The sequence below is a fragment of the Neisseria sp. CP9 genome, assembly GCF_047758525.1.
GTDB lineage: Bacteria > Pseudomonadota > Gammaproteobacteria > Burkholderiales > Neisseriaceae > Neisseria.
In genome coordinates this window covers 2,398,825-2,424,916 of the sequence record NZ_CP180502.1, presented here as the reverse complement: position 1 = coordinate 2,424,916, position 26,092 = coordinate 2,398,825, and the positions used below count along the sequence as shown (strand labels likewise).

The 26,092-nt window shown below is 51.4% G+C and carries 26 protein-coding genes; 9 read left to right on the top strand and 17 right to left on the bottom strand.

Annotated elements, in window-relative coordinates; translation table 11 throughout:
- Position 1 precedes the first annotated feature (1 nt).
- From ilvB to ACMYUL_RS11700, 5 genes are all read right to left on the bottom strand, one after another.
- Complete coding sequence (ilvB, locus tag ACMYUL_RS11720) at positions 2-1,729, bottom strand: biosynthetic-type acetolactate synthase large subunit (RefSeq protein WP_019271109.1); 1,728 nt, start codon at positions 1,727-1,729, stop codon at positions 2-4.
- A 400-nt stretch (positions 1,730-2,129) separates the two neighbouring features.
- Positions 2,130-3,122 (bottom strand): Rieske 2Fe-2S domain-containing protein, encoded by a 993-nt coding sequence (locus ACMYUL_RS11715; protein ID WP_415770698.1) that lies wholly within the window; start codon positions 3,120-3,122, stop codon positions 2,130-2,132.
- Between the two features lie 81 nt (positions 3,123-3,203).
- Complete coding sequence (locus tag ACMYUL_RS11710) at positions 3,204-3,656, bottom strand: hypothetical protein (protein WP_415770696.1); 453 nt, start codon at positions 3,654-3,656, stop codon at positions 3,204-3,206.
- Between the two features lie 187 nt (positions 3,657-3,843).
- A complete protein-coding gene (locus ACMYUL_RS11705) occupies positions 3,844-4,920 on the bottom strand; it encodes a GNAT family N-acetyltransferase (protein ID WP_415770694.1) in 1,077 nt (358 codons plus the stop codon).
- A 1-nt stretch (position 4,921) separates the two neighbouring features.
- Entirely contained in the window at positions 4,922-6,037 is a 1,116-nt protein-coding gene (locus ACMYUL_RS11700; RefSeq protein WP_415770693.1) for a carbamoyl-phosphate synthase large subunit, read from the bottom strand.
- Positions 6,038-6,984: 947 nt separating this feature from the next.
- Here ACMYUL_RS11700 and ACMYUL_RS11695 point away from each other — a divergent pair.
- The 4 genes from ACMYUL_RS11695 (at position 6,985) to ACMYUL_RS11680 (ending at position 11,989) form a co-directional block, all read left to right on the top strand.
- Positions 6,985-8,337: an SLC45 family MFS transporter gene (locus ACMYUL_RS11695; protein WP_070513755.1), complete on the top strand. Its 1,353-nt coding sequence runs from the start codon at positions 6,985-6,987 to the stop codon at positions 8,335-8,337.
- A gap of 121 nt (positions 8,338-8,458) precedes the next feature.
- The gene (locus tag ACMYUL_RS11690) at positions 8,459-10,717 is read left to right on the top strand and encodes a glycoside hydrolase family 65 protein (RefSeq protein ID WP_415770691.1); all 2,259 of its coding nucleotides are present in this window, start codon (positions 8,459-8,461) and stop codon (positions 10,715-10,717) included.
- Positions 10,718-10,729: 12 nt separating this feature from the next.
- Entirely contained in the window at positions 10,730-11,395 is a 666-nt protein-coding gene (gene pgmB / locus ACMYUL_RS11685; protein ID WP_019270379.1) for a beta-phosphoglucomutase, read from the top strand.
- A gap of 231 nt (positions 11,396-11,626) precedes the next feature.
- Positions 11,627-11,989: a hypothetical protein gene (locus tag ACMYUL_RS11680; RefSeq protein WP_415770688.1), complete on the top strand. Its 363-nt coding sequence runs from the start codon at positions 11,627-11,629 to the stop codon at positions 11,987-11,989.
- Between the two features lie 28 nt (positions 11,990-12,017).
- Here the strand turns inward: ACMYUL_RS11680 and ACMYUL_RS11675 are convergent, their stop codons facing one another.
- Together ACMYUL_RS11675 and ACMYUL_RS11670 are read right to left on the bottom strand one after the other, a co-directional pair.
- On the bottom strand, positions 12,018-12,542 hold the full coding sequence (locus ACMYUL_RS11675; protein WP_415770686.1) for a ClbS/DfsB family four-helix bundle protein: 525 nt from the start codon (positions 12,540-12,542) through the stop codon (positions 12,018-12,020).
- A gap of 79 nt (positions 12,543-12,621) precedes the next feature.
- Positions 12,622-13,734, bottom strand: a complete 1,113-nt coding sequence (locus ACMYUL_RS11670; RefSeq protein WP_070513764.1) for an ABC transporter permease — start codon at positions 13,732-13,734, stop codon at positions 12,622-12,624.
- A 324-nt stretch (positions 13,735-14,058) separates the two neighbouring features.
- On the opposite strand from ACMYUL_RS11670, the gene ACMYUL_RS11665 reads away from it, so the two are divergent.
- Entirely contained in the window at positions 14,059-14,517 is a 459-nt protein-coding gene (locus ACMYUL_RS11665; RefSeq protein ID WP_415770684.1) for a phage tail protein, read from the top strand.
- 114 nt (positions 14,518-14,631) lie between these two features.
- Here the strand turns inward: ACMYUL_RS11665 and ACMYUL_RS11660 are convergent, their stop codons facing one another.
- The 7 genes from ACMYUL_RS11660 to ACMYUL_RS11630 all read right to left on the bottom strand — a co-directional run bounded on the left by ACMYUL_RS11660 (position 14,632) and on the right by ACMYUL_RS11630 (position 21,197).
- Positions 14,632-15,324 (bottom strand): aspartate/glutamate racemase family protein, encoded by a 693-nt coding sequence (locus tag ACMYUL_RS11660; RefSeq protein ID WP_415770683.1) that lies wholly within the window; start codon positions 15,322-15,324, stop codon positions 14,632-14,634.
- A 37-nt stretch (positions 15,325-15,361) separates the two neighbouring features.
- Positions 15,362-15,712: an MmcQ/YjbR family DNA-binding protein gene (locus ACMYUL_RS11655; protein ID WP_415770681.1), complete on the bottom strand. Its 351-nt coding sequence runs from the start codon at positions 15,710-15,712 to the stop codon at positions 15,362-15,364.
- 77 nt (positions 15,713-15,789) lie between these two features.
- A complete protein-coding gene (locus ACMYUL_RS11650) occupies positions 15,790-18,891 on the bottom strand; it encodes an ATP-binding cassette domain-containing protein (protein ID WP_415770679.1) in 3,102 nt (1,033 codons plus the stop codon).
- Between the two features lie 39 nt (positions 18,892-18,930).
- Entirely contained in the window at positions 18,931-19,311 is a 381-nt protein-coding gene (locus ACMYUL_RS11645; protein WP_342031867.1) for a VOC family protein, read from the bottom strand.
- Positions 19,312-19,358: 47 nt separating this feature from the next.
- A complete protein-coding gene (locus tag ACMYUL_RS11640) occupies positions 19,359-19,868 on the bottom strand; it encodes a hypothetical protein (protein ID WP_415770677.1) in 510 nt (169 codons plus the stop codon).
- Positions 19,865-20,491 (bottom strand): hypothetical protein, encoded by a 627-nt coding sequence (locus tag ACMYUL_RS11635; protein ID WP_415770675.1) that lies wholly within the window; start codon positions 20,489-20,491, stop codon positions 19,865-19,867. The genes ACMYUL_RS11640 and ACMYUL_RS11635 overlap by 4 nt, the downstream gene beginning before the upstream one ends.
- Positions 20,492-20,579: 88 nt before the next feature.
- Positions 20,580-21,197 carry an SUKH-4 family immunity protein gene (locus tag ACMYUL_RS11630; protein WP_415770673.1) on the bottom strand — a complete coding sequence of 206 codons (618 nt, stop codon included), beginning with the start codon at positions 21,195-21,197 and terminating at the stop codon, positions 20,580-20,582.
- Between ACMYUL_RS11630 and ACMYUL_RS11625 the strand changes: the two genes are divergently transcribed.
- On the top strand, positions 21,183-21,341 hold the full coding sequence (locus tag ACMYUL_RS11625; protein WP_342031863.1) for a hypothetical protein: 159 nt from the start codon (positions 21,183-21,185) through the stop codon (positions 21,339-21,341). The two genes, ACMYUL_RS11630 and ACMYUL_RS11625, sit on opposite strands and share 15 nt — an antisense overlap.
- A gap of 70 nt (positions 21,342-21,411) precedes the next feature.
- Here ACMYUL_RS11625 and pgeF read toward each other — a convergent pair whose 3' ends face one another.
- From pgeF to rluD, 3 genes are all read right to left on the bottom strand, one after another.
- Complete coding sequence (gene pgeF / locus ACMYUL_RS11620) at positions 21,412-22,182, bottom strand: peptidoglycan editing factor PgeF (protein WP_415770671.1); 771 nt, start codon at positions 22,180-22,182, stop codon at positions 21,412-21,414.
- Between the two features lie 41 nt (positions 22,183-22,223).
- Positions 22,224-22,808, bottom strand: coding sequence for a hypothetical protein (locus ACMYUL_RS11615; RefSeq protein WP_415770669.1), 585 nt, complete (start codon positions 22,806-22,808; stop codon positions 22,224-22,226).
- 82 nt (positions 22,809-22,890) lie between these two features.
- The gene (rluD, locus tag ACMYUL_RS11610) at positions 22,891-24,015 is read right to left on the bottom strand and encodes a 23S rRNA pseudouridine(1911/1915/1917) synthase RluD (RefSeq protein WP_415770667.1); all 1,125 of its coding nucleotides are present in this window, start codon (positions 24,013-24,015) and stop codon (positions 22,891-22,893) included.
- On the opposite strand from rluD, the gene ACMYUL_RS11605 reads away from it, so the two are divergent.
- From ACMYUL_RS11605 to ACMYUL_RS11595, 3 genes are all read left to right on the top strand, one after another.
- Complete coding sequence (locus ACMYUL_RS11605; protein WP_003742974.1) at positions 24,014-24,820, top strand: outer membrane protein assembly factor BamD; 807 nt, start codon at positions 24,014-24,016, stop codon at positions 24,818-24,820. The two genes, rluD and ACMYUL_RS11605, sit on opposite strands and share 2 nt — an antisense overlap.
- A gap of 443 nt (positions 24,821-25,263) precedes the next feature.
- Positions 25,264-25,506 (top strand): DUF3969 family protein, encoded by a 243-nt coding sequence (locus ACMYUL_RS11600; protein ID WP_415770664.1) that lies wholly within the window; start codon positions 25,264-25,266, stop codon positions 25,504-25,506.
- Between the two features lie 213 nt (positions 25,507-25,719).
- Positions 25,720-26,022 (top strand): hypothetical protein, encoded by a 303-nt coding sequence (locus tag ACMYUL_RS11595; protein ID WP_070513787.1) that lies wholly within the window; start codon positions 25,720-25,722, stop codon positions 26,020-26,022.
- The last annotated feature ends 70 nt before the right edge of the window (positions 26,023-26,092 follow it).

The following is a 26,092-nucleotide window of genomic DNA, read 5'->3' as shown; positions in this document are numbered from 1 at the left end:
CTTACGCTTTCGGGTTTTCGCGCATATGCGGCGGCAGGACCATTTCGTCCAAACCTTTGCCGTTGCCGACCATGGGCAGCACGTTTTGTTTTTTATCGGTCAAGAAGTCCATAAATACCAGACGGTCTTTTTGTTTGACCGCTTCCAAAAGCGCGCCTTCAACATCGGATTTTTTGTCCACGCGGATGCCGATGTGTCCGTATGCTTCCGCCAGTTTGACGAAATCGGGCAGGGAATCGAAATAGGTTTCCGATTCGCGGTTGCCGTAATACAGCTCCTGCCATTGGCGAACCATGCCGAGATAGCCGTTGTTGAGGGTAACTACGTTTACCGGAATGCGGTATTGGAAGCAGGTGGACAATTCTTGGATGTTCATCTGAATCGAACCTTCGCCGGTAATACAGAACACGTCTTGATCGGGAGCGGCGAGTTTCGCGCCCATCGCATACGGCAAACCTACACCCATCGTACCCAAGCCGCCGGAGTTAAGCCATTGGCGCGGGCGTTCGAACGGATAATATTGCGCTGCGAACATTTGGTGTTGCCCTACGTCCGAAGTGATGATGGCGGAGTTGTTGGTGATCTCGGCAAGTTTTTGCACGACGTATTGCGGTTTGATGATTTCGCTGTCGTTGTCAAACCACAGACAGTCTCGCGAACGCCATTCTTCGATGCTTTTCCACCATTTGTCTAAAGAATCGGACGCGGGAGTCGTATCTTGTTTACCCCACAAGCCGATCATTTCGGTCAACACGTTTTTCACGTCGCCGACAATCGGAATATCGACTTTGACGCGTTTGGCGATGCTGGACGGGTCAACATCAATATGAATAACTTTTTTGGCTTTTTCAAAGAATTTGGACGGAACGGATACGACACGGTCGTCAAAACGCGCGCCCACAGCCAACACGACATCTGCGTTTTGCATAGCGAGGTTGGCTTCGTAAGTACCGTGCATACCCAGCATACCCAAGAATTGGCGGTCGCTTGAAGGATATGCGCCCAAGCCCATCAGTGTGCCGGTACATGGTGCGCCCGTCATGCGGACAAACTTCGTCAGCTCTTCCGAAGCATTGCCCAATACCACGCCGCCGCCGAAATAAACGACCGGACGTTTGGCGGAAGCCAACATTTGGACGGCTTTTTTAATCTGCCCGATATGGCCTTGTACGACAGGTTGGTAAGAGCGGATAAAGATGTCTTCCTGCGGATAGCTGAATTTCGCCATCGCCTGCGTTACATCTTTAGGAACATCGACCACGACCGGGCCGGGACGGCCGCTGGCGGCGATTTGGAATGCTTTCTTGATGGTCTCGGCAAGCTCGTTGACATTGGTTACCAAGAAATTGTGTTTGACGCACGGCCGGGTAATGCCGACCGTATCCACCTCTTGAAACGCATCCGTACCGATGAGCGAATTGCCGACCTGTCCGCTGATGACCACCATCGGGATCGAATCGCTGTATGCGGTGGCAATGCCGGTCAACGCATTGGTCACGCCCGGTCCGGAGGTAACCAGCGCGACGCCGACTTTGCCGCTGACGCGCGAATACGCATCTGCCGCGTGTACCGCCGCCTGCTCGTGGCGTGCCAGGATGTGTTTGAATTTATTGAGTTGGAAAATAGCGTCGTAGATTTCGATGACTGCACCGCCCGGATAGCCGAAAACATACTCTACACCTTCGGCTTTGAGACTTTGCACTATGATTTGTGCACCTGATAATTGCATAATGACCTCTTTTATACGGCTTCAAACCAATAGGGGCAACCCGCCTCGCCACAGCACCTGTAATGCAAGCCCTCCAAGCAGCGGTTTAGGGTACGCGCATTGAAGAAACACGGCGACAGTCAAACTGTCCAATCAATTGGGATGAAACACAGAGTTTATGAATGAAAGAATGCAAACGATAACGCAAACCGCCTGTTCAATCAAGACAAAATCTTTCATCTTTTAACATTATCCGAATACCGAAAAGATTGAGTATTGATTTTTATAAGATAAATATGTAAGCGCTCAGAACATATTAATGAAAATTGTTGACAGTTTTCATAGAAAGGTCGTCTGAAACCATTTTTAAAGTGTTTTCAGACGACCCTCTGGCTGCCATTCTTCTCTTGTTTCACATTCCCTATAAACTCATTTCTCCCGTTTTGTCTATTCCTTCAGGCATATTTTCCAAGAAGAGATACAGCAAATGATCAATCACCAAGTCATTGGTGGTGCTGCAATAAGGCCTATTTGCATAATGTTCTTTGTGATGATGGTATTGGCTTTTGATAATGGCGGAATCCTGAACCATCAGCCGTTCAAGAAACGGGCGGAACAGATGGAATTTGATGTGCAACGGAAAGCGGCTTTTAGGGAAATGAACGCGGACATTCAAACTCATGCTGCCCTTGCTTTGAGGGATAAAGAAGGCGGAAATCCGATATTCATGACTGTTCGGTGTGAAGTAATCGATACGAACCAGCCCCGGGAATGTAAATGCCGCATTATTGACGGTAATGCCTTTGTCGAACAGCTTGTTAATCAATCCGTTTTGTTGTTGATTGAGGCGATACTGCGTTACGAAACCGCGTTCGTGGTGGCTCTGGCTGATTTGCATGCTTTGTTTGCCGTTGTTGCGCAGCAGTTTGGCATGAATATAGCGCGTATGGGTCGGATCAAGGAAGTTTTCGATGGCGTGGATAAAATCGCCTTCCATGTATCGGACGGCGTTGGCGGTTTCAAAACCTTCCGGTGCTTCAAAATCGGCATACGGTTCAAAAGGAATACCGGAAACCAGACAAACCCATACCCAATCGTCGTACTCTCGGCATGGAAACGTAGGAACACTCTCAGCTTCTTCACAAGCACACATCCCGCCGACAACAGTCAAAACTTTGCCTTGCGCATCAAACTCCCAGCCGTGATAACAACATTGGAGTTTGCCCGAAACGATTTTGCCCGCACTCAGCGGCACATGCCGATGCGGACAGCAATCATCCATACAGGCTGCCTGTCCGTTAAGCCGTACCAATACCAGCTGCTGTCCCAACAATTCGCGATGGACAGGTTTGTCTTTCAGCTGCTTGCTCGGTATCAACGGATACCAAGCGCGTTTCATTTTTTCTATGTTCATGGTTTGTGTCGTTTTATTTGATTGTGATGGCAAATCAACTTTTTTATGTTGATACACCTCTTTTGAAACTTACAGCATGGATTAACCTAGGCAGCTCTTGCGCTTATAGGGGCGGTAAGCTTTTCCATTAAAGCGGTAACGCGTTTCGGTGCAATATCCTGCATTGCCTTCTGTAACGGCGATATCGCGCAAGCCGTTATGTTGTTGCGGCAAGATATTGATTCCATAGCCTCCGTCTTCCAACAAGACCTTTGATTTGCCGTGTTTGCTGGCTAGGATTTGAAATTCTGTCGATGCGCTGCCGCCCATTGTGCAGACTGCGACGAAATATTTGGCATCCTTTTTCGGGGAAAGCGAAAGGGGCGCAACGGCAAAATCACCGCATTCGTTTTGTATGGATTTGAACGCAGGCCCTACCTTTGCATTGGCGGAATATTGACGGAATGCCGGATTGCCCGATACTTCCAACGATATCGTTTCGGCGGATGCGGCCGCAGTAGCGGTAAGGCAGATGAGTAAAAACGTTTTTTTCATGATGTACTCCGTGTTTTAAGTTCAATATTTATAGTGGATTAAATTTAAACCAGGACGGCGTTACCTCGCCTTAGCTCAAAGAGAACAATTCTCTAAGGTGCTGAAGCACCAAGTGAATCGGTTCCGTACTATCTGTACTGTCTGCGGCTTCGTCGTCTTGTCCTGATTTAGTTAATCCACTATATATTTACAGTTTGTATTTAATCAGGATTTTTTTGTAATACCCCTGGCTCAATGCGTGTAACAGCTTCCAAATAAGCCGGCGCGCAGGTCGGAGATGGGACGTATAGACCGCCATATATTCGATTTCAGGTACTGCGCCGCGTACCCTTTTGAAATCGGGCGCACCGGAACTGAAATTTAAAGGGACATCCGCTTCGATACAGGTTTGCATGGAACGCGTCATGCAGCGGCGGTATAAGGCATCACTTTGCGGTTTGGCATCATCGTAGCCGACGATGGGCGAAGTAGCGGCACCGCTGTCGATGACCACGCCTGATACTCCGGCGCTTTCACCGGTTTTGCCGTCACGCAGTAGAAATAAATTCAAGATATCGCGTGATACGGCTTCGCGCATAAATTCAACGGTAAATTGTACGTTTTCTTTGGAATATTTGTTCAGATACAGGCGGTTGTACCAATGCACCGACGCTTCAAAATCCACATCAGGGCTGTCGGCACTCAAGCGCTCGAAAACGTAACGCCCGTCATTAAATATCTTGCGGTCGCGTTTGGTATTGGTTTTTGCCATGACTGCCTGCCAATCGTCCATAATGTAAACCTGCCGCGTCACAACCATTTTCCAACCGAGCTGTTCCAGCCGTTCAATCAAATCCTTATGTTGGCGCGGATTCAGCGAACGGACGGACAAAGCATGTTTCGGCCATTTTGCGACGGCGGCTTGGGTCAGCTTCGACATTGGGATCGTCTGAAAAGCCTCAGAGAAGCTATTGGTAGAGAGGCAATAATTGTTCAGCGTCACCATACGGTCGATCTGATTCAGCCGCAGAATGCCGCTTAACGCCGACAACAAACCGGCCGCAAGCATACGCTGCCCGCCGGGTAGTTTGACCAACTCGTCCCTCGCATAATCCACGATTGCCGAATGCGGCGACGCGGTATAGCAATTAGGCGTGATCCGGTCGATGACGGTGCAGGGAATATCCAAACCGCCAATATTCAAAATCTCGGCGCGGGCGTTCATATTGGCAAACAGGCGTTGCAGCGGGATGTCTCGAAACAATGCCGCAAATTTGTGGGACAAATCAGTTTTCATCACCGTCAAACTCAATATCAAAAGTGCTGGCGCTGGTTAAAGGCTTATGGTGTCGGATTTTGCGCCACATCATTTCCCCCAATGCCAGCCATTGCGCATAGACAGGCAAATCGGCAATCACATCATCGGCGCGGCGGAAGTCCTGCCAAAGCGACGACCATTTCCCCTCTTTCCAAGCCTGATAACCGAAAAGCAGCGGCAAGGTTGTGCCGACCCGTAAAGGCTTGGAAGGCGCGTTGTGTTCCCGTTGCTGCAATCTCCCTGCTCCGTCAAATATCAAATCTTCGCGCAAAATATGCAAACCGCTGGTCGCGCGGGGGTTGCATTCCAACAGCCACAAATCGTTTCCGTCATCAATAAAGTCAAAAGCCGCCTGTCCGTGATACGCGTTTTGCTCGGCAAATTTCGTCACAAATTCGTCCAAACGCGGATCGGAAAGCGGCTCGAAATAGGTCGATGCCGAATCGTTGAGCAGGTAGCGCGGGCGGTAGGCGGCATGCGCCAACACGGTGCCGTGTTCACAAATCACATAATTGCACAGCCCCTGCCCCGTAATGAAATCCTGCTGCACCCAAGGATAATCCGCACTGATATGGATGTTTTTCAGACGACCTTCCGTTACGCCGCGTATCACGGAACGCCCGAAACGCGAATAAACAGGCTTCAATACCGTTTTCTTCACGCTGTCGCATTCGACTTCGCCGACCGACGTGATTCGGCGCGTAGCCGGAAAACGTACTGCCGCATCCTGCGGCATCCGCTCGAAAAAACGGAATTTGTCATGCAGGGTGAACAGCGTTTCATTATCCGGCATCCAACATTTGGCGCGCTCCGATTCCGGCAAATCCAGCCTCGCCAAATAAAAAATATCTTCACAAGTCGGAATCACACAATCCGCCTGCGCCACCAATTCCGTCATAGCTCGCGCATAGCCGGCGAAATCCAAACGCGGCGCAGGAATGCGGCGGTACTCGCCCAATCCGGCAAAAATACCGACGGGGAAACGCAGGCTGTCGCAAAACACGACCTGATGCCCGCCGCGCTTGGCGAACCGCGCCCATTCCAGCGCAACGGGCGCACGGGGAGAAGTGATGAGGATGTTCAATTTGTATTCCTGAAGCGTTTGGCTTTGCATCGATATAGTGGATTAACTTTAAACCAGTACGGCGTTGCCTCGCCTTGCCGTACTATCTGTACTGTCTGCGGCTTCGTCGCCTTGTCCTGATTGAAATTTAATCCACTATAATTTATGTCGTCAGAATGACAGTGTATCACATTGTCAAAAAAGGTCGTCTGAAAACGGGCTGAACCGTTTTCAGACGACCTGTATACCCTGCCTCCAAACTCTCTGCCGCCTTCCCGATATGCCCTACGGAAAATAGGACGAATCAGTAAACAGCTTGCAAGCCGTTTCTTTGCTTCTCCACTCAAACTTTGCGGATAGTCAACTATGGTACTTATAGCCACTTGCCAGCATGTATGTTTTAAAACATAATGACCCCGCTTATCTATACCAGATGCTTCACAACAACAATACCATCCCTCAGCAAATCGCGCCCACCCTACTCTTCCGACAACATCCCCTGCGCGTTTTTACTGATGACACGTTACTCAAAACCGTCTGAAAACAAATGTTTGAACGCTACGCTTTCTATCCGTGACAAGCGCGGAAAATGGTTTTATCCGACTGTTATCCAAGTAAGGACGCCTCCTCTTTAATTGAATTCCTTAAACAATTTCTTACCGTTTCGCAGCCGGATGTCCTCTCCCAAACCGACTTCATCATAACGATGATTATGGTTTAACCGCTGCCTGCGTTACCGAAATTGCACCGATGGGGCTGAATTGCCCGAACTGTTGATTAAAAAATAGCTTAGTGTGATGTGGACATCAGGTCGTCTGAAAACGTCTTCTGTCTTCGTTTTCAGACGACCCCTGACCCGCGCAACTCAACATCATGCGCTGTCACAACACGCCCCTTTTATCGGTATCCATCGATCGATGATGTTTACCGAAACCGGTTTTATTACAAAAAAACGAAAGGACTACCTCATGTCGGACAATACGCAACCTACGCGGCAGGGCTTGCCCTCGCTGCCGAAAAGCACGATTTGGATGCTCAGTTTCGGCTTTCTCGGCGTTCAGACGGCCTTTACCCTGCAAAGTTCGCAGATGAGCCGCATCTTCCAGACGCTCGGCGCCGACCCGCACAGCCTCGGCTGGTTCTTTATCCTGCCGCCGTTGGCGGGGATGCTGGTACAGCCGATTGTCGGTCATTACTCTGACCGCACTTGGAAGCCGCACTTGGGCGGCCGCCGTCTGCCGTATCTGCTTTACGGCACGCTGATTGCGGTCATCGTGATGATTTTGATGCCGAACTCGGGCAGCTTCGGCTTCGGCTATGCGTCTCTGGCGGCTTTGTCGTTTGGCGCGCTGATGATTGCGCTGTTGGACGTGTCGTCGAATATGGCGATGCAGCCGTTTAAGATGATGGTTGGCGACATGGTCAATGAGGAGCAGAAAAGCTACGCCTACGGGATTCAGAGCTTCTTGGCGAATACGGGCGCGGTTTTGGCGGCGATTCTGCCGTTTGTGTTTGCGTATATCGGTTTGGCGAACACTGCCGAGAAAGGCGTCGTGCCGCAGACCGTGGTCGTGGCGTTTTATGTGGGTGCGGCGTTGCTGGTGATTACCAGCGCGTTCACGATTTTCAAAGTGAAGGAATACGATCCGGAGACCTACGCCCGCTACCACGGCATAGATGTGGCGGCGAATCAGGAAAAGACCAACTGGATCGAACTCTTGAAAACCGCGCCTAAGGCGTTTTGGACGGTTACTTTGGTGCAGTTTTTCTGCTGGTTCGCCTTCCAATATATGTGGATTTATTCCACAGGCGCGATTGCGGAAAACGTCTGGCATGCGACCAATGCGTCTTCCGTAGGCTATCAGGAAGCGGGCAACTGGTATGGTGTATTGGCGGCGGTGCAGTCGGTTGCGGCAGTGATTTGTTCGTTTGTATTGGCAAAAATCCCCAACCGATACCATAAGGCGGGTTATTTCAGCTGTCTGGCTTTGGGCGCACTCGGCTTTTTCTCCGTTTGCTACATCAGTAACCAATACGCGCTGGTGTTGTCTTACACCTTAATCGGCATCGCTTGGGCGGGCATCATCACTTATCCGCTGACGATTGTGACCAACGCCTTGTCGGGCAAACACATGGGCACTTACTTGGGCTTGTTCAACGGCTCCATCTGTATGCCCCAAATCGTCGCTTCGCTGTCGACCGTCAAATTGTTCCCGATGCTGGGCGAGTTGCAGGCCAATATGTTCTTGGTAGGGGGCGTCGCCCTGCTGCTGGGCGCGTTTTCCGTGTTCCTGATTAAAGAAACACGCGGCGGCGCATAATTTTCTTCATTTATCGGCAGGAGGGTCGTCTGAAACTTCTGCCGACGCTTTATCCGATTGAATAAGACGAACCGTATTCCAAAACGGTTTGCCATAAAACCATCAAAACAGGAGCTTTACGATGTATACAAGAATCATGGAAATCAGCCCTTGGACGCTGCGTTCGGCAAAACTGGAAAAAGAACACAAACGGCTGCAAGAGAGCCTGACCAGCTTGGGCAACGGCTATATGGGTATGCGCGGCAGCTTTGAAGAAACCTATTCCGCCGACAGCCACTTGGGCACCTACATCGCCGGCGTGTGGTTCCCCGACAAAACCCGCGTCGGCTGGTGGAAAAACGGCTACCCCAAATATTTCGGCAAAGCCATCAACGCGCTCAATTTCAGCAAAGTCAGAATCTTTGTTGACGGGCAGGAAGTGGATTTGGCGAAAAATGACGTTACCGACTTCTCCGTCGAACTCGATATGCAGCACGGCGTGTTGCGCCGCTCGTTCACCGTATTCGGCGTGCGTTTCGATGTGTGCAAATTCCTGTCCGTCGCGCAAAAAGAACTGGCGGTTATCCGCTGGGAAGCCGTATCCGTTGACGGAAAAACCCACCAAGTCCGCATCGATTCCATCATCGACGCCGACGTGAAAAACGAAGACTCCAACTACGAAGAAAAATTCTGGCAGGTATTGGACAAAGGCGTTTCAGACGACCGCTCCTACATTGCCACCCAAACCGTCGCCAATCCCTTCGGCGTGGAACAATTCATCGTCAACGCCGAGCAAACCTTCGCCGGCAGCTTCAAATCCCTCGGCGGCAGCCAAACCGACTGGCAGGTCTCCAATTCTTTTGAAGCCGAAGTCGGCGGCACGCCCGAAACCTTTGAAAAACGCGTGATTGTTACTACCAGCCGCGATTATCAGGGCTTGGAAGCGGTGAAAGCCGCAGGCCGCGCCTTGTCGGAAAAAGTCGCAGGCGTTGCGTTCGAAACCTTGTTGGACGCGCACAAAGCGGGCTGGCTGCACCGTTGGGAAATCGCCGACGTGGTCATCGAAGGTAGCGACGAAGCGCAGCAGGGCATCCGCTTCAATCTGTTCCAACTGTTCTCCACCTACTACGGCGAAGACGCGCGCCTGAATATCGGCCCCAAAGGCTTTACCGGCGAAAAATACGGCGGCGCGACCTATTGGGACACCGAAGCCTACGCCGTGCCGCTCTACCTCGCACTGGCGGAACCCGAAGTTACCCGCAACCTGCTGCAATACCGCCGCAACCAACTGCCGCAGGCGCAGCACAACGCGCGCGAACAGGGCTTGGCGGGCGCACTCTATCCGATGGTGACGTTTACGGGCATCGAGTGCCACAACGAATGGGAAATCACCTTCGAGGAAATCCACCGCAACGGCGCGATTCCTTATGCCATCTACAACTACACCAACTACACCGGCAACGAAAGCTATCTTGCCAAAGAAGGCTTGGAAGTCTTGGTCGAAGTGTCCCGCTTCTGGGCGGACCGCGTCCACTTCTCCAAACGCAACGGCAAATACATGATTCACGGCGTAACCGGCCCGAACGAATACGAAAACAACATCAACAACAACTGGTACACCAACACCCTCGCCGCATGGGTATTGGACTACACCCGCGAAGCCCTGGCGAAATACCCGCGTCCTGATTTGAACGTGAGCGCCGCCGAGTTGGAAAAATGGGCGGACATCAGCGCCAATATGTACCGTCCTCATGATGAAGAACTCGGTGTATTCGTCCAACACGACGGCTTCCTCGACAAAGACATCCGCCCCGTGTCCGCGCTTTCGCCGGACGATTTGCCGCTCAACCAGAAATGGTCGTGGGACAAAATCCTGCGTTCGCCATTCATCAAACAGGCGGACGTATTGCAAGGCATCTACTTCTTCGGCGACCGTTTCAATATCGACGAAAAACGCCGCAACTTCGACTTCTACGAACCGATGACCGTGCACGAAAGCTCGTTGTCGCCTTGTATCCACGCAATCCTCGCCGCCGAACTGGGCAAAGAAGAAAAAGCCGTGGAAATGTACCAGCGCACCGCCCGCCTGGACTTGGACAACTACAACAACGACACCGAAGACGGTTTGCACATCACCTCCATGACCGGCTCGTGGCTCGCCATCGTCCAAGGTTTCGCCCAAATGAAAACCTGGGGCGGCAAACTCAGCTTCGCACCGTTCCTGCCGAGTGCGTGGACAGGCTACGCCTTCCACATCAACTACCGAGGCCGTCTGATTAAAGTCGCCGTTGGCAAAGAAAACGTGGTCTTCACCCTGCTCAAAGGCGAGCCACTCGATTTGCAGGTGTATGGCAAAGACATCACGCTCAGCGGCAGCCACACCGTTGCATTGGAAAAATAAGGAGGGCGCAAAATGACTTTTACCGCAGTGCTCTTTGACCTCGACGGCGTCATCACCGACACCGCCGAATACCACTACCGCGCATGGAAAAAGCTCGCCGAAGAACTGGGCATCAGTATCGACCGCAAGTTTAACGAGCAGCTCAAAGGCGTATCGCGCGACGATTCACTCAAACGCATCCTCGCGCACGGCGGCAAAACCGTCAGCGAAGCCGAGTTCGCCGAACTGACCCGCCGTAAAAACGACAACTACGTCGAGATGATTCAGGCGGTTAAACCCGAAGACGTGTACCCCGGCATTTTGCCGCTGCTGGAAGCATTGAGGGCAAACGGCAAAAAAATCGCCCTCGCGTCTGCCAGTAAAAACGGCCCGTTCCTGCTAGAACGCATGGGGCTGACCCACTTCTTCGACGCCGTCGCCGACCCTGCCGCTGTCGCGCATTCCAAACCCGCCCCCGACATCTTCCTCGCCGCCGCCGAGGGCGTGGGCGCGGACATCCGCCGCTGCATCGGCATCGAAGACGCCGCAGCAGGAGTAGCCGCCATCAAAGCCGCCGGCGCCCTGCCCATCGGCGTGGGTAAAGCCGAAGACTTAGGCAGCGACATCGCGCTGGTGTCCGGCACCGCCGAGCTGACCTACGCCTACCTGCAAAACGTGTGGGCACAGTCGGGCAGGTAAAGCGTGTCAGGTAAAGTGTTAATGAAGTAAAAAGGTCGTCTGAAAACAGGATTTTGGTTTTCAGACGACCTTTTGTTTCTCTTACACCCAGACAAAATTTGCCGCAACGGTTTCAGAATGTGCGACCTCTTAGCGGGACGACCTTTCAGAAGATTTTTTGCGAAACCTGAATGTAAGCCTGCGGCTTACCGCCCTCTCCCTAACCCTCTCCCACAGGGAGAGGGGACAAAATTGGCTGAAAATCCAAAAATGGCTGGGTTTCGGTATCCTCAATCCCTCTCCTGCGGGGAGAAGATACAAATTGGCTGGAAATCCCAAACACGGTTGGGTTTCGGCATCCTCAATCCCCTCCCCCGCGGGGAGAAGGGACAAATTGGCTGGAAATCCCAAACATGGTTGGATTTCGGTATCCTTAATCCCCTCTCCCCGTGGGAGAGGGCTAGGGAGAGGGTAGCGAACCGTCAGGTTTGCTTTTTACAATCCTTGGTTTTGCAGAAGCTCTATCCGAAAACTCCTAACTTGTTCAAGAACGGCAAAAGGTCGTCCCGCCAAGAGGCTGCGCACTCTGAAAACGAGCAAAACGAGTTTCGATAAAACAAATAGAGGTAATTTCTCTAAAAAATCACTCATCCGCCCTATTCCTCACCTCCCTTTTCCACTTCCGAATCTTAGTACGAAAATTGGTGAACGGGGCGACTGTGTTGATATGTATCCACTTCCACAACGGCCATTGCGCGGCAGTTTCCGCCCATTTTCTCTGCCCTGCAAGAAACAGCTCATCTTCGCTCAAACTCTTTATCCACTCACACAATTCGGCGGTTTTCCCGCGCAGCATCGCTTGTTGTTCCGCCAAAGTGTAAACGCTGTAAACTTGATAGAAACGTTGGTATAAACCGCCCAAGTTGTTCCATTTGAAGCCTTCGGCAGGCGTATGCACCTCTTCGCCCGCCTGTTCACGCCGTTCCCAATCCAGCAGGGAACTGACCCAGCCCAGTTGGTAGGACAAATGTTCCGAAGGGGTTTTGCCGCCGTCCGCCGTACGGATATTCCGCGCGCTTTCGGGTATATCGGCGAACTCGGCGAGATAATTATCCAAGGCCGTCTGAACGGCATCCAATAATGCTTGTTTGTTTGGGTAATTTCTCACGGAAGTTCCCTCTGCTTGTTTTAGCGAAACTCGCTTCGCTCATTTTCAGAGTGCGCAGCCTCTTGGCGGGAAGATCTCGTCAATTCTGCTTCTCCAACATCCCTTGAAACCGCAACAATGCCAACCATAAGAATCCTACGCCGATACAGCCCATGATCAGCATATGTCCCCACACGATTCCAATCCCCGCGCCGCGGAACAGGATGTCTTGTGAAAACTTCACAAACTGCGTCAGCGGCCAATATTCGCTGATCAGTTGTGCCGCGTGCGGCATGTTGCTGCGCGGGGATGCGCCGCCGGCAAACAGGTTCATCACGATATACACCGGCAGCATCAGCATACCGAACTGCCCCATCGTCGATGCGAACGTGGCAATCATGATGCCCAGCGACGCCACCGAAAACAGGAACAACGCCAGCCCCACCGCATAAAGCGGCACCGAGCCGATGAGCGGTACGCCTATGCCCAAATGTACGATAAACCACAGCGACGACAAGGCCGCCACCCAAATCACGGCGGCATTTGCCAGCACTTTGCCCATCATCAGCTCGAACGCATTGACCGGCATCACCAGCAAATGCTCGATTGTGCCGCGCTCGCGTTCGCGGATAACCGCCGCCCCCGTCAATAAAATCAGCAACATACACGACATCGAGCCGATTTGCGAAGTCGGCATGAACCACGCGCTTTCGCCGTTGGGATTGTAATAAGTATTGATGACGGGGTTGATTAACTCCGGCCGCGTCACGCCGGTGAATTCGTAAATTTCGCGGTTGATAATTTGCGAAAGATAAGACGCGCCCACCCCCGCCTGCGTCATTGACGTCGCATCAACCAAAAGCTGCAAATCAGGATTGCGCCCCGCCGCCATGTCGCGCTGAAAATTGGGCGGCACTTCCAAAATAAAGGTGAACTCGCCCTTATCCATCAATTCGTCCGAATCCTCGCGCCGCACGTCCTCTACCGGTTTGAAAAACGGATGCTGCACGGCATCGCGGATACGCATGGACAAAACCGAACGGTCTTGGTCGATGATGCCGACAGTGGCGTTTTTCAAATCCGCGCCCACCTGCGCCATCTGATAAATCGTGGCGGTAAAGATATACCCAATCAGCACCATCAGCACCGGATCAGTCAGCACGCTGCGGAACTCTTTGAGCATCAGGGTCAGAATGTTTTTCAGGGTACGCATGGGGATTCCTGTTGGTAGCTTGCCTTCTCAAAGGTCGTCTGAAAAATTGTCCGGCTGTTTTTCAGCTTTACAGCCTCGGTTTTCCCATTAAAAGTCCGGCAGCAGGTTCGCCGTGCACACACAATAGAGTCTGTTTTTTCCTAAAAAATCCGTCGAAACGCATCGGATAAAGTCAATGCTTATGGAATCGGCTACCACGCTGCTTGGTCAATCCAACTCGTTTAGTCAGACCGACGATGTATAATTATGTTTTTCAAATAAGGTCTTTGGGATCAGCTTTGATTTCAGACGACCTATTTTATCAATCCAATCTAAGGAACTATGATGTCCGTCAAACCTTTACTGCTCTGCCTGCTTCTCGCTTCCCCTGCCGCTTTTGCCGGCAATCTGTCCTGCCATGAAAGCCCGAAATCCACGGGCAACCCCGAACTCGATGCCATCGTGACCCGCTACGAATGCCGTTATACCGGTTCGCTGCAACAAGCCTACTCCGCCTTTATGAAGCAAGGTTACAACGGCGAAGCACCCTACCCTAAAACCGTTCCTTCCACCCTGCCGCGCAAAAACCTGACTCTGAACGGTAAAGAAAAAATGGACTGCGGCAACACGGAGAACGCACAACCCGAAACCTTTGAATGGTCCTTCAAACTGCGCCGTAAAAATCCCAACCATATCAATATGGAATACCAAAGTTTGGATTGCGCTTCAGGCGCTCATACCGATACGGAATTTAACCGCAACGGAAAAACCGTCAACATTATTCACAAAGTTTACTCCTCATAAGCGGATAACATCCATATCGTGAAATTTGACGTTTGCCGCATCATGGGTGGGACTACGGATAAACTGATACGAAATGGCAAACCCACTCCGTAGCAGTTTAATCAGGAGTCCCACTTATTCCGTCAGCGCTGCATCCACCGCCGCAAGCGCATGGATGGCGGTGCTGTCGAACACGGGCAGCGGGCTGTCGGTTTCGTTTACGAGCAGGCAGATTTCAGTGCAGCCAAGTATCACGCCCTGCGCGCCTTCCTTTTTCAGACGACCTATCACGTCGTAAAAGTAGCGGGCGGATTCGGGGCGGATGCGGTTCAAGCACAGTTCGTCAAAAATAATGCGGTGGATTTCGTCTTGTTCGGCGGCGGTCGGAGTTATGGTTTGTACGCCCTGCGAACCCATGCGCTCCGTATAAAAACCGTCGCTCATGGTAAAGCGCGTGCCGAGCAGGCCGACGGCGGACAAGCCCTGCCGTTTGATGGCGGCGGCGGTGGCATCGACGACGTGCAGCAAGGGGATGCCGGCCGCCTGTTCGATGGCGGGGGCGACTTTGTGCATGGTGTTGGTGGCGAGCAGCAAAAAATCCGCACCGCCCGCTTCGAGCTTCCGCGCGCTTTGCGCCAACACGTTTCCCGCCGCCGCCCAATCGCCGCTTTTCTGCAAACGGACGATTTCTTCAAAATCCACGCTGTCGAGCAGAATTTTGGCGCTGCGGTTGCCGCCCAAACGGCGGTTGGTTTCGCGGTTGATGATTTGGTAGTAGAGTACGGTGCTTTCGGGACTCATGCCGCCGATGATACCTATGGTTTTCATGTTTTTCCTTTCGTTTGATGTGTGGAGTTAATCAATCCTAGCGTGTCAGCACGAAGCTGTCGTCTATCAGCCGCCACACATTTTCTGCGGGCGTTTGCGCCAATACGATGCTCAACCAGTGTTCTTTGTTCATGTGGTAGGCGGGCAGGATGCCTGCCGTCGCGCGCCATGCGCCGATGTGTTCGGGGCGGCATTTGACGTTGACGATTTCCGTCAGACCGCCCTCGCCCCTGCCCAGTTTTTCAGACGGCACGGGCATATACAGGCAGAACCATTTGCGTTTGCCCGTGTGGCGGAACACGGCAAAGTCGGGGAATTTCGCCCACGGATATTCTGCCACCGCGCCGTAGCGTTCGACCAGTCCGTCAAACAGGGTTGTTCGGTTCATGGCGTTTCTTTCTTTAATAGTGGGTTAAGGTTCGGGGTGGACATCCATACGCGCCTGCTGAGTTTTCAGACGACCTCTCACTTCTCCTGCTTCTTCAACAACAAACACGCCAAAATCAGGCTGGTGGCGGCAAAGGCGGCGATGGCGGCATATTCATGCAGCAGGTCGGCGGTGTGCAGCCCTTTGGTGAAGCTGCCGACGCTGACGGTGTAGTACCACGACGACGGGAAGGTTTTGCCGATAATCAGCGCGCCGCCTTCCATGGTGGACAGCGGGTAGAGAAAGCCGGAATAGGTTTGCGCGGGGATCATAGTGATGATGGCGGTGGCGAAGATGGCGGCAAGCTGGGAGCGCACGAAGCAGGAAATCAAAAGCCCCAGCGCGGTGGTGGCGGACACCATCAAGAGCGTGCCGATGGCGAGTCCGGCAAACGAGCCTTTGAGCGGCACGCCGAACAGGTAAATAATCATCAGCATCATGGCGGCGAAGTTGACCATGCCGACGGCGATATAGGGAAGCTGTTTGCCGATCAGATATTGCGCCACGGCGGCAGGCGATGCGTAGAAATTGGCGATAGAGCCGATTTCGCGTTCGCGCACCACGCCGACCGCCGACATCATGGCGGGGATCATCATCAACACCAGCATCATCACGCCCGGAGCGATGGCGTTAATACTGTCGAAATCCTGATTGTACATAAAGCGCGGTTCGATGCCGGCGGGGGCTTTGAGCGAAACGGGCAGCCCGCTTTCGGCGATGCGGTCTTTAGTGTAGGCGGTAATCAGGCTGCCGATGTAGCCGCGGATGTTGGTGGCGTTAAACGGCATGGAGCCGTCCACATAAAAACCGACTTCGGGTTTGAGCCCGCGCGCCAAATCACGCCCGAAACCGCTCGGAATATCGATGACCAATATGGCGCCGGAGCTTTTGAGCACGGTGTCGATTTCGGCTTCGGACTGTATCGGCGGCTGTTGGAGGAAGTAGCGCGAACCGTCGAAATACTCAACCAGCTCGCGGCTGGCGGCGGTTTGGTCGCGGTCATAAACGGCGAATTTCAGATTCCGCACGTCAAACGAAATCCCCCAAGATACCGACGCCATAATAATCAGCGGACCGAACACGGCGAAAAACAGGCGGATTTTGTCGCGCAAAAGCTCTTTGGCTTCGCGGCGGGCGAAGGTCCAAATCATGGAAAAACGGTATTTGAAGGTGTCGGTGTTTGGGTTGTCTCGTAAGGTATGTGAACTTTGTTCACGCACGCTGTTTTGGGTTTCAGACGACCTCGTATCTTTTTGAAGGTCGTCTGAAAGTTCAGAATACCTGTCATCCGATTTCCTTTCCGCGTGCGTGGCTTGCGCCACACACCCTATGGTCGGAGTTTCTACTGGTAGGGCGTATGAACTTTGTTCACGCACGCCGTTTTGGGTTTCAGACGACCCTGTATCTTTTCCTTGAAGGTCGTCTGAAAGTTCAGAATGCCTGTCATCCGATTCCCCTTCCGCATGCGTGGCTTGCGCCACACACCCTACGGTCAAAGTTTCCGCCGATAGGGTGTGTGAACTTTGTTCACGCACGCCGTCTACGTCTTGGCGAAACTCGCGCTGTTCACTTCCAGAGTGCGCAGCCTCCTGGCGGGATGACCTTTCCTCACCTTCCCCGCCTTCCGCTTCAATCAGATACTGTACAAACGCTTCTTCCAAATCCGGCGCATTCTGCCTTGCCGCCAGTTCGGCGGGCGTGCCCACCGCCAGCACGCGGCCTTTGTGCATAAAGGAAATGCGGTCACAGCGGGCGGCTTCGTTCATAAAGTGGGTGGAAACGAAAATGGTGATTTTGTCTTCGCGGGAGAGTTTCAGAAGATGCCGCCAGAACATATCGCGTGCGGCGGGATCGACCCCCGAAGTCGGTTCGTCCAAAATCAATACTTCGGGATGGTGCAGACAGGCGGCGGCAAGTTGCAGGCGTTGGCGGATGCCCAACGGCAACGATGCGGGCGCAGTGTCGGCAACGTCCGCCAAATCAAACTGTTGCAGGGCTTCCTCCACCGCCGCCGCGCCTTTAGCGCCCATCTGGTAGAGTCTGGCGTGCAAATCCAGATTGCGGCGCACGCTCAGTTCTTCATACAGCGAAAACGCCTGCGACATATAGCCGACGCGCATTTTCGTATCCAAGCCGCCCGCGTCTATCGGCTTGCCCAACAGCGTGGCATCTCCTTCGGTCGCTTCCAGCAGGCCGGTCAGCATTTTCATGGTGGTGGACTTGCCGCAGCCGTTGCTGCCGAGAAAGCCGAAAATCTCGCCTTTTTGAATGGTGAAGCTGACGTGGTCCACAGCAGTAAAATCGCCGAAACGCTTGGTCAGCCCGTGCGCTTCCATCGCGGGCGGCGCAGCGGGATCGGGAACGAACGGCGTAATGTCCAAACCGCCCGAACCCTGCTGTTTTTCCGGCGGCAGCATTTTGACGTAGGCCTCTTCCAACACATCGGTGCCGTAATCCGCCAGCACGTCGGCAGTGGGCTTGTTTTCCAGCAGCCTGCCCGCGTCCATCGCCAGCAGCCGCTTGAAACGCTGCGCCTCTTCAATATAGGCGGTCGCCACAATCACGGTCATACCCGCGTGTTCCCGCCGCAAATCGTCCACCAACGCCCAAAACTGACGACGCGACAAAGGGTCCACGCCCGTGGTCGGTTCGTCCAAAATCAGCAAATCCGGACTATGTACCAGCGCGCAGCACAAACTCAGTTTCTGCTTCATCCCGCCCGATAGCTTGCCCGCCGCCCTGCCGGAAAACGGCGCAAGGCGGGTCGCCTCCATCAGCCGCGCAATCTGCCGCGTGCGTTCCTGCCCGTCCAAACCAAACAGCCGCGCATGGAAATCGATATTTTCATACACCGACAAGGTAGGATACAGGTTGCGCCCCAAACCCTGCGGCATAAAGGCGATGCGGTGCGACAAATCCCGCCGCACATCCTTGTCCGCCATATCACCGCCCAACACTTCCACCCGTCCGTCCTGAATCATCTTCACACCCGCCATCAGCGAGAGCAACGTCGATTTGCCCACGCCGTCCGGCCCGATCAAACCGACCGTCGCGCCTTTCGGAATGTCCAGCGACACATCGTCAAGCGCAAGGGTCTTGCCGTAGCGGTGGGAAAGGTTTTGGATGGAAACGGTGTTCATGATGCAGCCTTTTTTGCAGAAAACGGTATTTCAGACGACCTATTCGTAACGGCTGATTTCCAAAAGATTGCCGTCAGGGTCGCGCAAATAGACCGACCGTATCGCGCCGACCGCTCCCGTGCGCGGAACAATCCCGCTGATGGCGTCCACCCCATGCGAAGCCAATTCTTCCAAAACCTGCTCCAAAGGCGTCTCCGTCAACAAACACAAATCCGCCGTACCGCAGGCAGCATTTTCAGCATGAGGCACAACTTCCGCCCCGCGCATGTGCAGATTGATTTTCTGCCTGCCAAACAACAAAGCCTTGCGCCCCTCGCCAAACGTGATTTCTTCCATACCCAAAATACGGGTATAAAAATCAATGCTGCGGGAAATATCAGCAACGGTTAAAACCAAATGATCCAGCGAAGTAATCTTCATTTTTTGTATCTCCTTAGTTCCGTTTTGACTTGGTTGCAAGCAACGAATTAATCAGGCTTCCGACTTAAAACTTCTGCCAACGTTTTACCCACAGGCGTGTATTCGCCTTCTTTTTCTCCGTAGAAGCCCGAATCCGCCAACACAATCTGTAAATCGTCAGGCTGGCGGAAATCATAAGCATAAAATACACCGCCGCCGTCAAAGGCAACCGGCAGGAAATGCGGGGCGTAAAACCAAAATTCGTAACTAAAATAAAATTCCACCACGTCTTTCGGCGAAAAATAGCCGAATTCCCGCCCGTTTCCTTCGATTTCGCCGCTTACGGCATAACGCCAAAGATGCTCCATCTCTTCAGGAATATAAAAGTAATCAGGCAGCCGCAGACCAGTGGCGGCAAATTTTTCCGCCACGCCCGCTGCGGGAAAAGCCTGTGCCAAAGCACAAATACCTTCATCACCGATATGCTTGTCCGCCGTCTGAAAAAAACACGCCAAATCCTCATCAGATGCGGGAGCTTCGCGGCTGAGAAAGTCAAATTTCTCGTACCACATAATCATCCCCAAAACGCTTCTTCAAACCCTGCCGCACATTCGGGCGGCAGTTCCCGGTACAGCAAATCGTGCAATGCCGCACTCAATTCTGCAGCCGTACAACAGCCTTCTTCATCATAAACCGCCCTGCCCTCTGCCTGCCATTTCTGTTCAAAATCATAAATTGCCAATAAAGTCTGCATCAGGGCAGCCACAGACGGCGCGACAAGGCGGCGGTTTTCCACCGCACCATAACCGGTCATCAGCCAATAAACAAGGCTGTCGAGTGCGACGGTATCGGCAAAAAGAATCGAATCGTCAAACATTACGCCAAACACCGCCCATTCTTCGCGCCAACCTTCTATCGGCAGATATTGTTTGGCTTTTCCATTCCAGCCAAACGCCCAATCGTTCCAAATATCCGGCAGCCTTGCATAAGTCAGCCATTGCAAAAACAGGGTTTCCATTTCCAGCCGATAATCAGCAAGCGGGTTTTCGCCCTGCCACGTACCATCCATATGGCGGTAAAACCCGTCCAACGCGCCCAAATGCAGATGCCGCCCGCCTTCCAACGGCGGCAATTCTTGCAGCTCTTGTTTGTAAGGAAGACCAAAAGTTTTGGCAAAGGTTTGAATCAGTTTATCGTTCATAGCATTGACCGTCATGTTACGCAGATACAGCGTTAAATTGATTTTGGATGGTTTGGGTCTCTATACTACTTTTCTTCAGCGGAAAGTTTTACAATTTTTCAGACGACCTCTCCGCCTCCAGATAACGATGCTCCGGCATACCGACATCCCGCGTCACAGGATTATCCATCAACGGAAAAAAGCCCTCCTTCAGCTCATACAGCAGCCGTCCCCAAAAAGCATCTTCCACAGCCACTTCAGGATCGGCTTGCTCCAGCCAACGGGTCAAGTTTTCGGTTATTTCTCCATCTTTCGGCAACCTACCTTCTAGAACAAAGCCTGACTTGAGCAGGAACACTTCCGCCATCAAACGGCAATAAGTCTGCACAAACAAATCCAAACTGCTGCCGGCAAACACCAGTTCCTTCTCCCAAGCATTTTCCGCCTCGGGCGAATACAGCCACACCCGTCCGTCCGCACCAACGATAAAATAAGCTCCGCCGTAACCGTACTTACCGAAACAGCGTACCTCACCGAGCGGCGTATCAATAGACACCGTTTCATCGGAAAAGCGGACGAAGTAAAAACGGGCGGGCGGATAGTCGGTCAAAAGTGCAATCACATCACGGCAATAATCTTCAAGCAACGCCTTCTTACCCGAAACATAGTCGGCAGGACGGTATATCGCAATACCGTCAGCGGTTAAAGCACGGTGCAAATCAAACATACGGTTTCCTTGTTTTCAGACGACCTCAATAGCGTCATATGCAATGACAAATACCGCCTGATTTATCTAAAGGATACAACGAACAAAGGTCGTCTGAAAACCGTTCCTGAAATTGAGGAAACCGATATTTTCAGACGACCCTAACGATATTGGAACCGATACGCTTAACAACGACTTTTTTCAGTCAAATATCGGATACACGGCTTACCGCGCACTATTCCGCCAACCAAATCAGGCTGACCATGCGGCCGGTTTGTCCGTCGCGGCGGTAAGAGAAGAAAGTGTCGCGTTCCAAGACGGTGCAATGTGTGCCGCCGTAAATCATGTCTACCCCTTCGCGGCGCAGAACCAAACGTGCCAGTGCGTAGATGTCGGCAAGATATTTACCGCCGCCGATGTCTTCGAATGCGTCTGCCGCTTCGGGCATAGGCGTACAAAATGCGTCGAACACGTCTTGTCCGACTTCAAATGCGTCCGCGCCGATGGCAGGACCGAGATATGCCATGATTTCGACGGGCGCGACATTCATCGCGGCTATGGTGTTTTGCAATACGCCGCCCGCCAAACCGCGCCAGCCCGCGTGTGCGGCAGCGATGACCGTCCCGGCTTTATCGCAGAACAAGACAGGCAGGCAGTCGGCAGTCATCGCGGCGCAGGCGGCTTCGCCCGTGTTGTCCACCGAAGCGTCTGCGTCGGGCGTATTGCCCAATGCGTCGGCAGCGTTGACGACGATGGTGCTGTGGATTTGATTGAGGTAGGCAACGGGCAGCCCGACCTGTTCCTGCACGATTTCACGGTTGCGGCGCACGGCATCGGGATCATCGCCGACGTGCGAACCGAGGTTCAAACTTTGATACACCCCTTGGCTCACGCCGCCGTTGCGGGTGGTAATCAGGGTTTTGACGTTGGCAGGCGCAGGCCAGTCGGCAGTCAGGAAATTTTTGCCTTTCGGGGCGAGGTTTAAGGTTTCTGTGATGGTTTTCATGGTATGTCGGGAACGGGTTTTCAGTCAGCTGGAGTTAAAATTTATTCATTTGTTTCATATTTTTCCCGAATATTTAAATTAAGGAATATTAATGTGTAATAAATAGATAGAACTAATGTCATTCTAGGTTCAGATGTTTTTATTTTATTTAGAAATTTAAAGAGCCCACCTTCTTCAGAATAATCTGGGAGACTAAATTTATCCAAAAAATGCTTATGAAATGGAATAAGCGGTTCGACATCTGATTTAATAAAGCTCAAGATGCTTTCTAATCTTGTGTAATCAATTTGACCGTTAATCCGGTGAGCGAGCCGATTCCTGATAGTATTTACATTTGCGAATATATTGTATCCCCAGTCAGGCAGTTTTAAAGACTTAGCCATTTTTAATTTATGATCAAAACTGATAGTGATTTTTTGCTCTTCGCTATTCGCTTTTTCTTGAAACCAAAACATTTTTTCTTGGTTGCAAAAGCTGCATATGTAAATCTCTAAAAACTGCTCACAAATTAAATGTATTCTTAGGACTGCTCCAATTTCATCATTAGTTTCTCGGATCTGATCAAGTATTTCTTTATTTTCTTGAAATAATTGAAGATACAATCTGTAAAACATTTCTATATTCATATTCGATCTGCTATTTCGTTAACTTGAACAGAATATTGTTTTCAGACGACCTTCTGCATGAAGGTCGTCTGAAAACACCTACTTAATCCCTCACATAAACCACTTCGACATCGTAGTCGTCTTCGTTCCAATCATCGTCGTCATCCGTGCCAAGTTTGTCCTGCCATTCTTCTTCGTTGCTCAAAGACGAATCCAAGCCCGCTTCGAGACGCAGGACGGAGAGCAAATGGTAGATATCGTCAGGAATCGGGGCTTCGAAGGAAACGGTTTCACCGGCTTTCGGATGGACGAAACTCAAGCGGTAGGCGTGCAACGCCTGACGCGCGCCCAGACTTTTGACCGCTTCTTTTACCGGTTCGCTGCACGGATGGCGCAGGTTGCCGTAAACAGGGTCGGCGGCAAGCGGGTGGTTGGCTTCGCGCATATGGACGCGGATTTGGTGCGTCCTGCCTGTTTCGAGCGAGCATTCGATGTAGCTGTGGGCAAGATAGCGTTCCAACACTTTGACGTGTGTCACGGCAGGTTTGCCGCCGAATTTGACGACTGCCATTTTCAGGCGGTTGTGCGGATCGCGTCCGATTTGGGTTTCGATTTTGCCGTCAAAGGGAACGATGCCGTTGGCGACGGCGCGGTAGATGCGTTTGACCGTGCGTTCTTGAAGCTGTTGCACGAGGGAGTTTTGCGCAGGCAGGGTTTTGGCGACCACCATCAGGCCGCTGGTTTCTTTGTCTAGCCTGTGGACAATGCCCGCGCGCGGAATCTGGCTCAATTCGGGACAATGCGCCAGCAGGCCGTTGAGCAGCGTCCCCGTCCAGTTGCCTGCGGCGGGGTGGACAACCAGTCCGGCAGGTTTGTTGACGACAATGACGGTATCGTCTTCGTACACAATATCCAAATCCATCGCTTCGGGTTTGAACGCGAGATTCTCTTCGCTCGGACGTACCGTTACGCTGACGGATTCTCCGCCTATCATTTTGTCTTTGGGTTGGGCAGGCTTATCGTTTACAATAACCGCGCCTTCTTTAATCCACGATGTCAGGCGGCTGCGCGAATAATCAGGCATGAGCTTTGCCAACACAGCATCCAGTCGCCCGCCCGCAAGCTCCAGCGGAACAGTCAAATTAACACAACTTTCTGCTTCGGGGGCTGACGTAAAGTCTAAATCGTCGCTATAATCGGCTTCATTATCAAAGGAAGTATTCTGCATGAAAAAAATTCTTTTAGTAGTTTCGTTAAGTCTGGCACTCGGTGCCTGTGCAAGCAATAAAGGTACGGTCGATAAAGACGCGCAAATCACACAAGATTGGAACGTAGAAAAACTCTATGCCGAAGCGCATGACGAGTTGAACAGCAGCAATTATACGCGAGCCATCAAGTTATACGAAATTTTAGAATCCCGCTTCCCCAATGGCCGCTACGCGCAACAGGCGCAACTGGATACCGCATACGCCTATTACAAAGATGACGAGCCTGAAAAAGCCCTCGCCGCCATCGACCGCTTCCAGCGCCATCACCCGCAACATCCGAATATGGATTACGCGCTTTATCTCAAAGGCTTGGTTTTGTTCAACGAAGACCAATCCTTCCTCAACAAACTCGCCTCGCAAGACTGGTCCGACCGCGACCCTAAAGCCAACCGCAGCGCATACCAAGCATTCGCCGAATTGGTACAACGCTATCCGGAGAGCAAATACGCCGCCGACGCCACCGAGCGCATGGCGAAACTGGTGGACGCGTTGGGCGGTAACGAAATCTCCGTTGCCCGCTACTACATGAAACGCGGCGCCTACCTTGCCGCCGTCAACCGCGCTCAAAAAATCGTCGAGCGTTACCAAAACACCCGCTACGTCGAAGAAGCCCTTGCCATGATGGAGCTGGCTTACAAAAAACTGGACAAACCCCAACTCGCCGCCGACACCCGCCGCGTCTTGGAAACCAACTTCCCGCAAAGCCCGTTCCTGCAACACCAATGGCAGCCGAACGACATGCCTTGGTGGCGTTACTGGCGTTAAATTTTGAAGTCTAAAAGTATAGTGATACCGTATCACACTATGCTTTTCTGAAACCAAAGGTCGTCTGAAATTGAAAAATACAGTTTCAGACGACCTTTTTATGTTTCAAACAACTTCTTCGCAGGTAAAGTCCACTCTACCCTTTCCGCCTTACAAGGTGAACTGAATCTGGCATCCTTAATACATCTACTGGTTATGATGGTTTTTGAATATACGAAAACCAGTTTGCTTTTTGATATCAAAACAAAGCAAAGACGGAGTCCTTCATAGGAATATTGATAATATATACTTTGACATTTAAATGAAGAGAAAGACAACTATGGAAATCTCAATAGATACAAGCAATCTAGATCAGTTTAAATTTTTGCTCAATACCTTACTCTTGGGGGGGAGTAACATCTCTATTACAGAAGAAGGCAAATATTGACGATATAGAATATTTGATGTTTGGACCGAAGAGTATTGAACTTCTAAAATTGATTCCTATTGAATCCATATACTCAGATATTATTCACCAAGGTACGGAAATCGAGGATATAGCAAGTTTATTTCCTGAAAAATTAGATGATTATTTGGCATCTATACAAAAAACAATATTAAATAACTATCAATCTATATCTCTATCCAAACAAGACCCAATTAACATTACCTTGTTATTTGACAAGACTGAATATTTAATTAAATAAATCATAGTGATCGTATGGTAGATCAAACCACAACAGTTTAATCAGGCCGTCTGAAAAACGTTTTCAGACGACCTTTTCTCTCCATACCCAGATCAAACTACAATAAAACAGCCAGATTATTACCCCATACTAATGAAATATGAAATTACAAATACTTTAAATGAAAACAATCTATAACCTCAAACTGTTGAAATTAAGTATCAGGAGGGCGAGATGATCAATGCTGACAATACTGTTAATGTTCAAATTTTTTGGAAGTCCCGAGAAGACGGAGGTTGCAAGATAATTCCCCCTACTGGTCTCTTTTATCCTGTAAGCAAATTTGAAGATGGGATTTTTCAAGAAAATTTTCCTAGAAGTATCGTTTTAGATATTTACGAACATATAGCCAATAAAAACATCAGCTATGCGAAGGCTTGGTTTCTCATAAGGAAAAATGAAAAGATCCCGCAAGGAACAAAATTTAAAATTTTTGATGGGGCAAGATGCATTGCTGATGTTGTTTCAATTTCTTAAGAAAGAAATCGTAGATTAGACAAAACCCAACCAAATATTAAGGTCGTCTGAAAAACGTTTTCAGACGACC

Bases quoted from the DNA above. Each gene is read 5' to 3' on its own strand.
- ilvB (WP_019271109.1), bottom strand. From the start codon at position 1,729: ATGCAATTATCAGGTGCACAAATCATAGTGCAAAGTCTCAAAGCCGAA.
- ACMYUL_RS11715 (WP_415770698.1), bottom strand. From the start codon at position 3,122: ATGAACATAGAAAAAATGAAACGCGCTTGGTATCCGTTGATACCGAGC.
- ACMYUL_RS11710 (WP_415770696.1), bottom strand. From the start codon at position 3,656: ATGAAAAAAACGTTTTTACTCATCTGCCTTACCGCTACTGCGGCCGCA.
- ACMYUL_RS11695 (WP_070513755.1), top strand. From the start codon at position 6,985: ATGTCGGACAATACGCAACCTACGCGGCAGGGCTTGCCCTCGCTGCCG.
- ACMYUL_RS11690 (WP_415770691.1), top strand. From the start codon at position 8,459: ATGTATACAAGAATCATGGAAATCAGCCCTTGGACGCTGCGTTCGGCA.
- pgmB (WP_019270379.1), top strand. From the start codon at position 10,730: ATGACTTTTACCGCAGTGCTCTTTGACCTCGACGGCGTCATCACCGAC.
- ACMYUL_RS11670 (WP_070513764.1), bottom strand. From the start codon at position 13,734: ATGCGTACCCTGAAAAACATTCTGACCCTGATGCTCAAAGAGTTCCGC.
- ACMYUL_RS11665 (WP_415770684.1), top strand. From the start codon at position 14,059: ATGTCCGTCAAACCTTTACTGCTCTGCCTGCTTCTCGCTTCCCCTGCC.
- ACMYUL_RS11660 (WP_415770683.1), bottom strand. From the start codon at position 15,324: ATGAAAACCATAGGTATCATCGGCGGCATGAGTCCCGAAAGCACCGTA.
- ACMYUL_RS11655 (WP_415770681.1), bottom strand. From the start codon at position 15,712: ATGAACCGAACAACCCTGTTTGACGGACTGGTCGAACGCTACGGCGCG.
- ACMYUL_RS11650 (WP_415770679.1), bottom strand. From the start codon at position 18,891: ATGAACACCGTTTCCATCCAAAACCTTTCCCACCGCTACGGCAAGACC.
- ACMYUL_RS11645 (WP_342031867.1), bottom strand. From the start codon at position 19,311: ATGAAGATTACTTCGCTGGATCATTTGGTTTTAACCGTTGCTGATATT.
- ACMYUL_RS11640 (WP_415770677.1), bottom strand. From the start codon at position 19,868: ATGATTATGTGGTACGAGAAATTTGACTTTCTCAGCCGCGAAGCTCCC.
- ACMYUL_RS11635 (WP_415770675.1), bottom strand. From the start codon at position 20,491: ATGAACGATAAACTGATTCAAACCTTTGCCAAAACTTTTGGTCTTCCT.
- ACMYUL_RS11630 (WP_415770673.1), bottom strand. From the start codon at position 21,197: ATGTTTGATTTGCACCGTGCTTTAACCGCTGACGGTATTGCGATATAC.
- pgeF (WP_415770671.1), bottom strand. From the start codon at position 22,182: ATGAAAACCATCACAGAAACCTTAAACCTCGCCCCGAAAGGCAAAAAT.
- ACMYUL_RS11615 (WP_415770669.1), bottom strand. From the start codon at position 22,808: ATGAATATAGAAATGTTTTACAGATTGTATCTTCAATTATTTCAAGAA.
- ACMYUL_RS11605 (WP_003742974.1), top strand. From the start codon at position 24,014: ATGAAAAAAATTCTTTTAGTAGTTTCGTTAAGTCTGGCACTCGGTGCC.
- rluD (WP_415770667.1), bottom strand. From the start codon at position 24,015: ATGCAGAATACTTCCTTTGATAATGAAGCCGATTATAGCGACGATTTA.
- ACMYUL_RS11600 (WP_415770664.1), top strand. From the start codon at position 25,264: ATGTTTGGACCGAAGAGTATTGAACTTCTAAAATTGATTCCTATTGAA.
- ACMYUL_RS11595 (WP_070513787.1), top strand. From the start codon at position 25,720: ATGATCAATGCTGACAATACTGTTAATGTTCAAATTTTTTGGAAGTCC.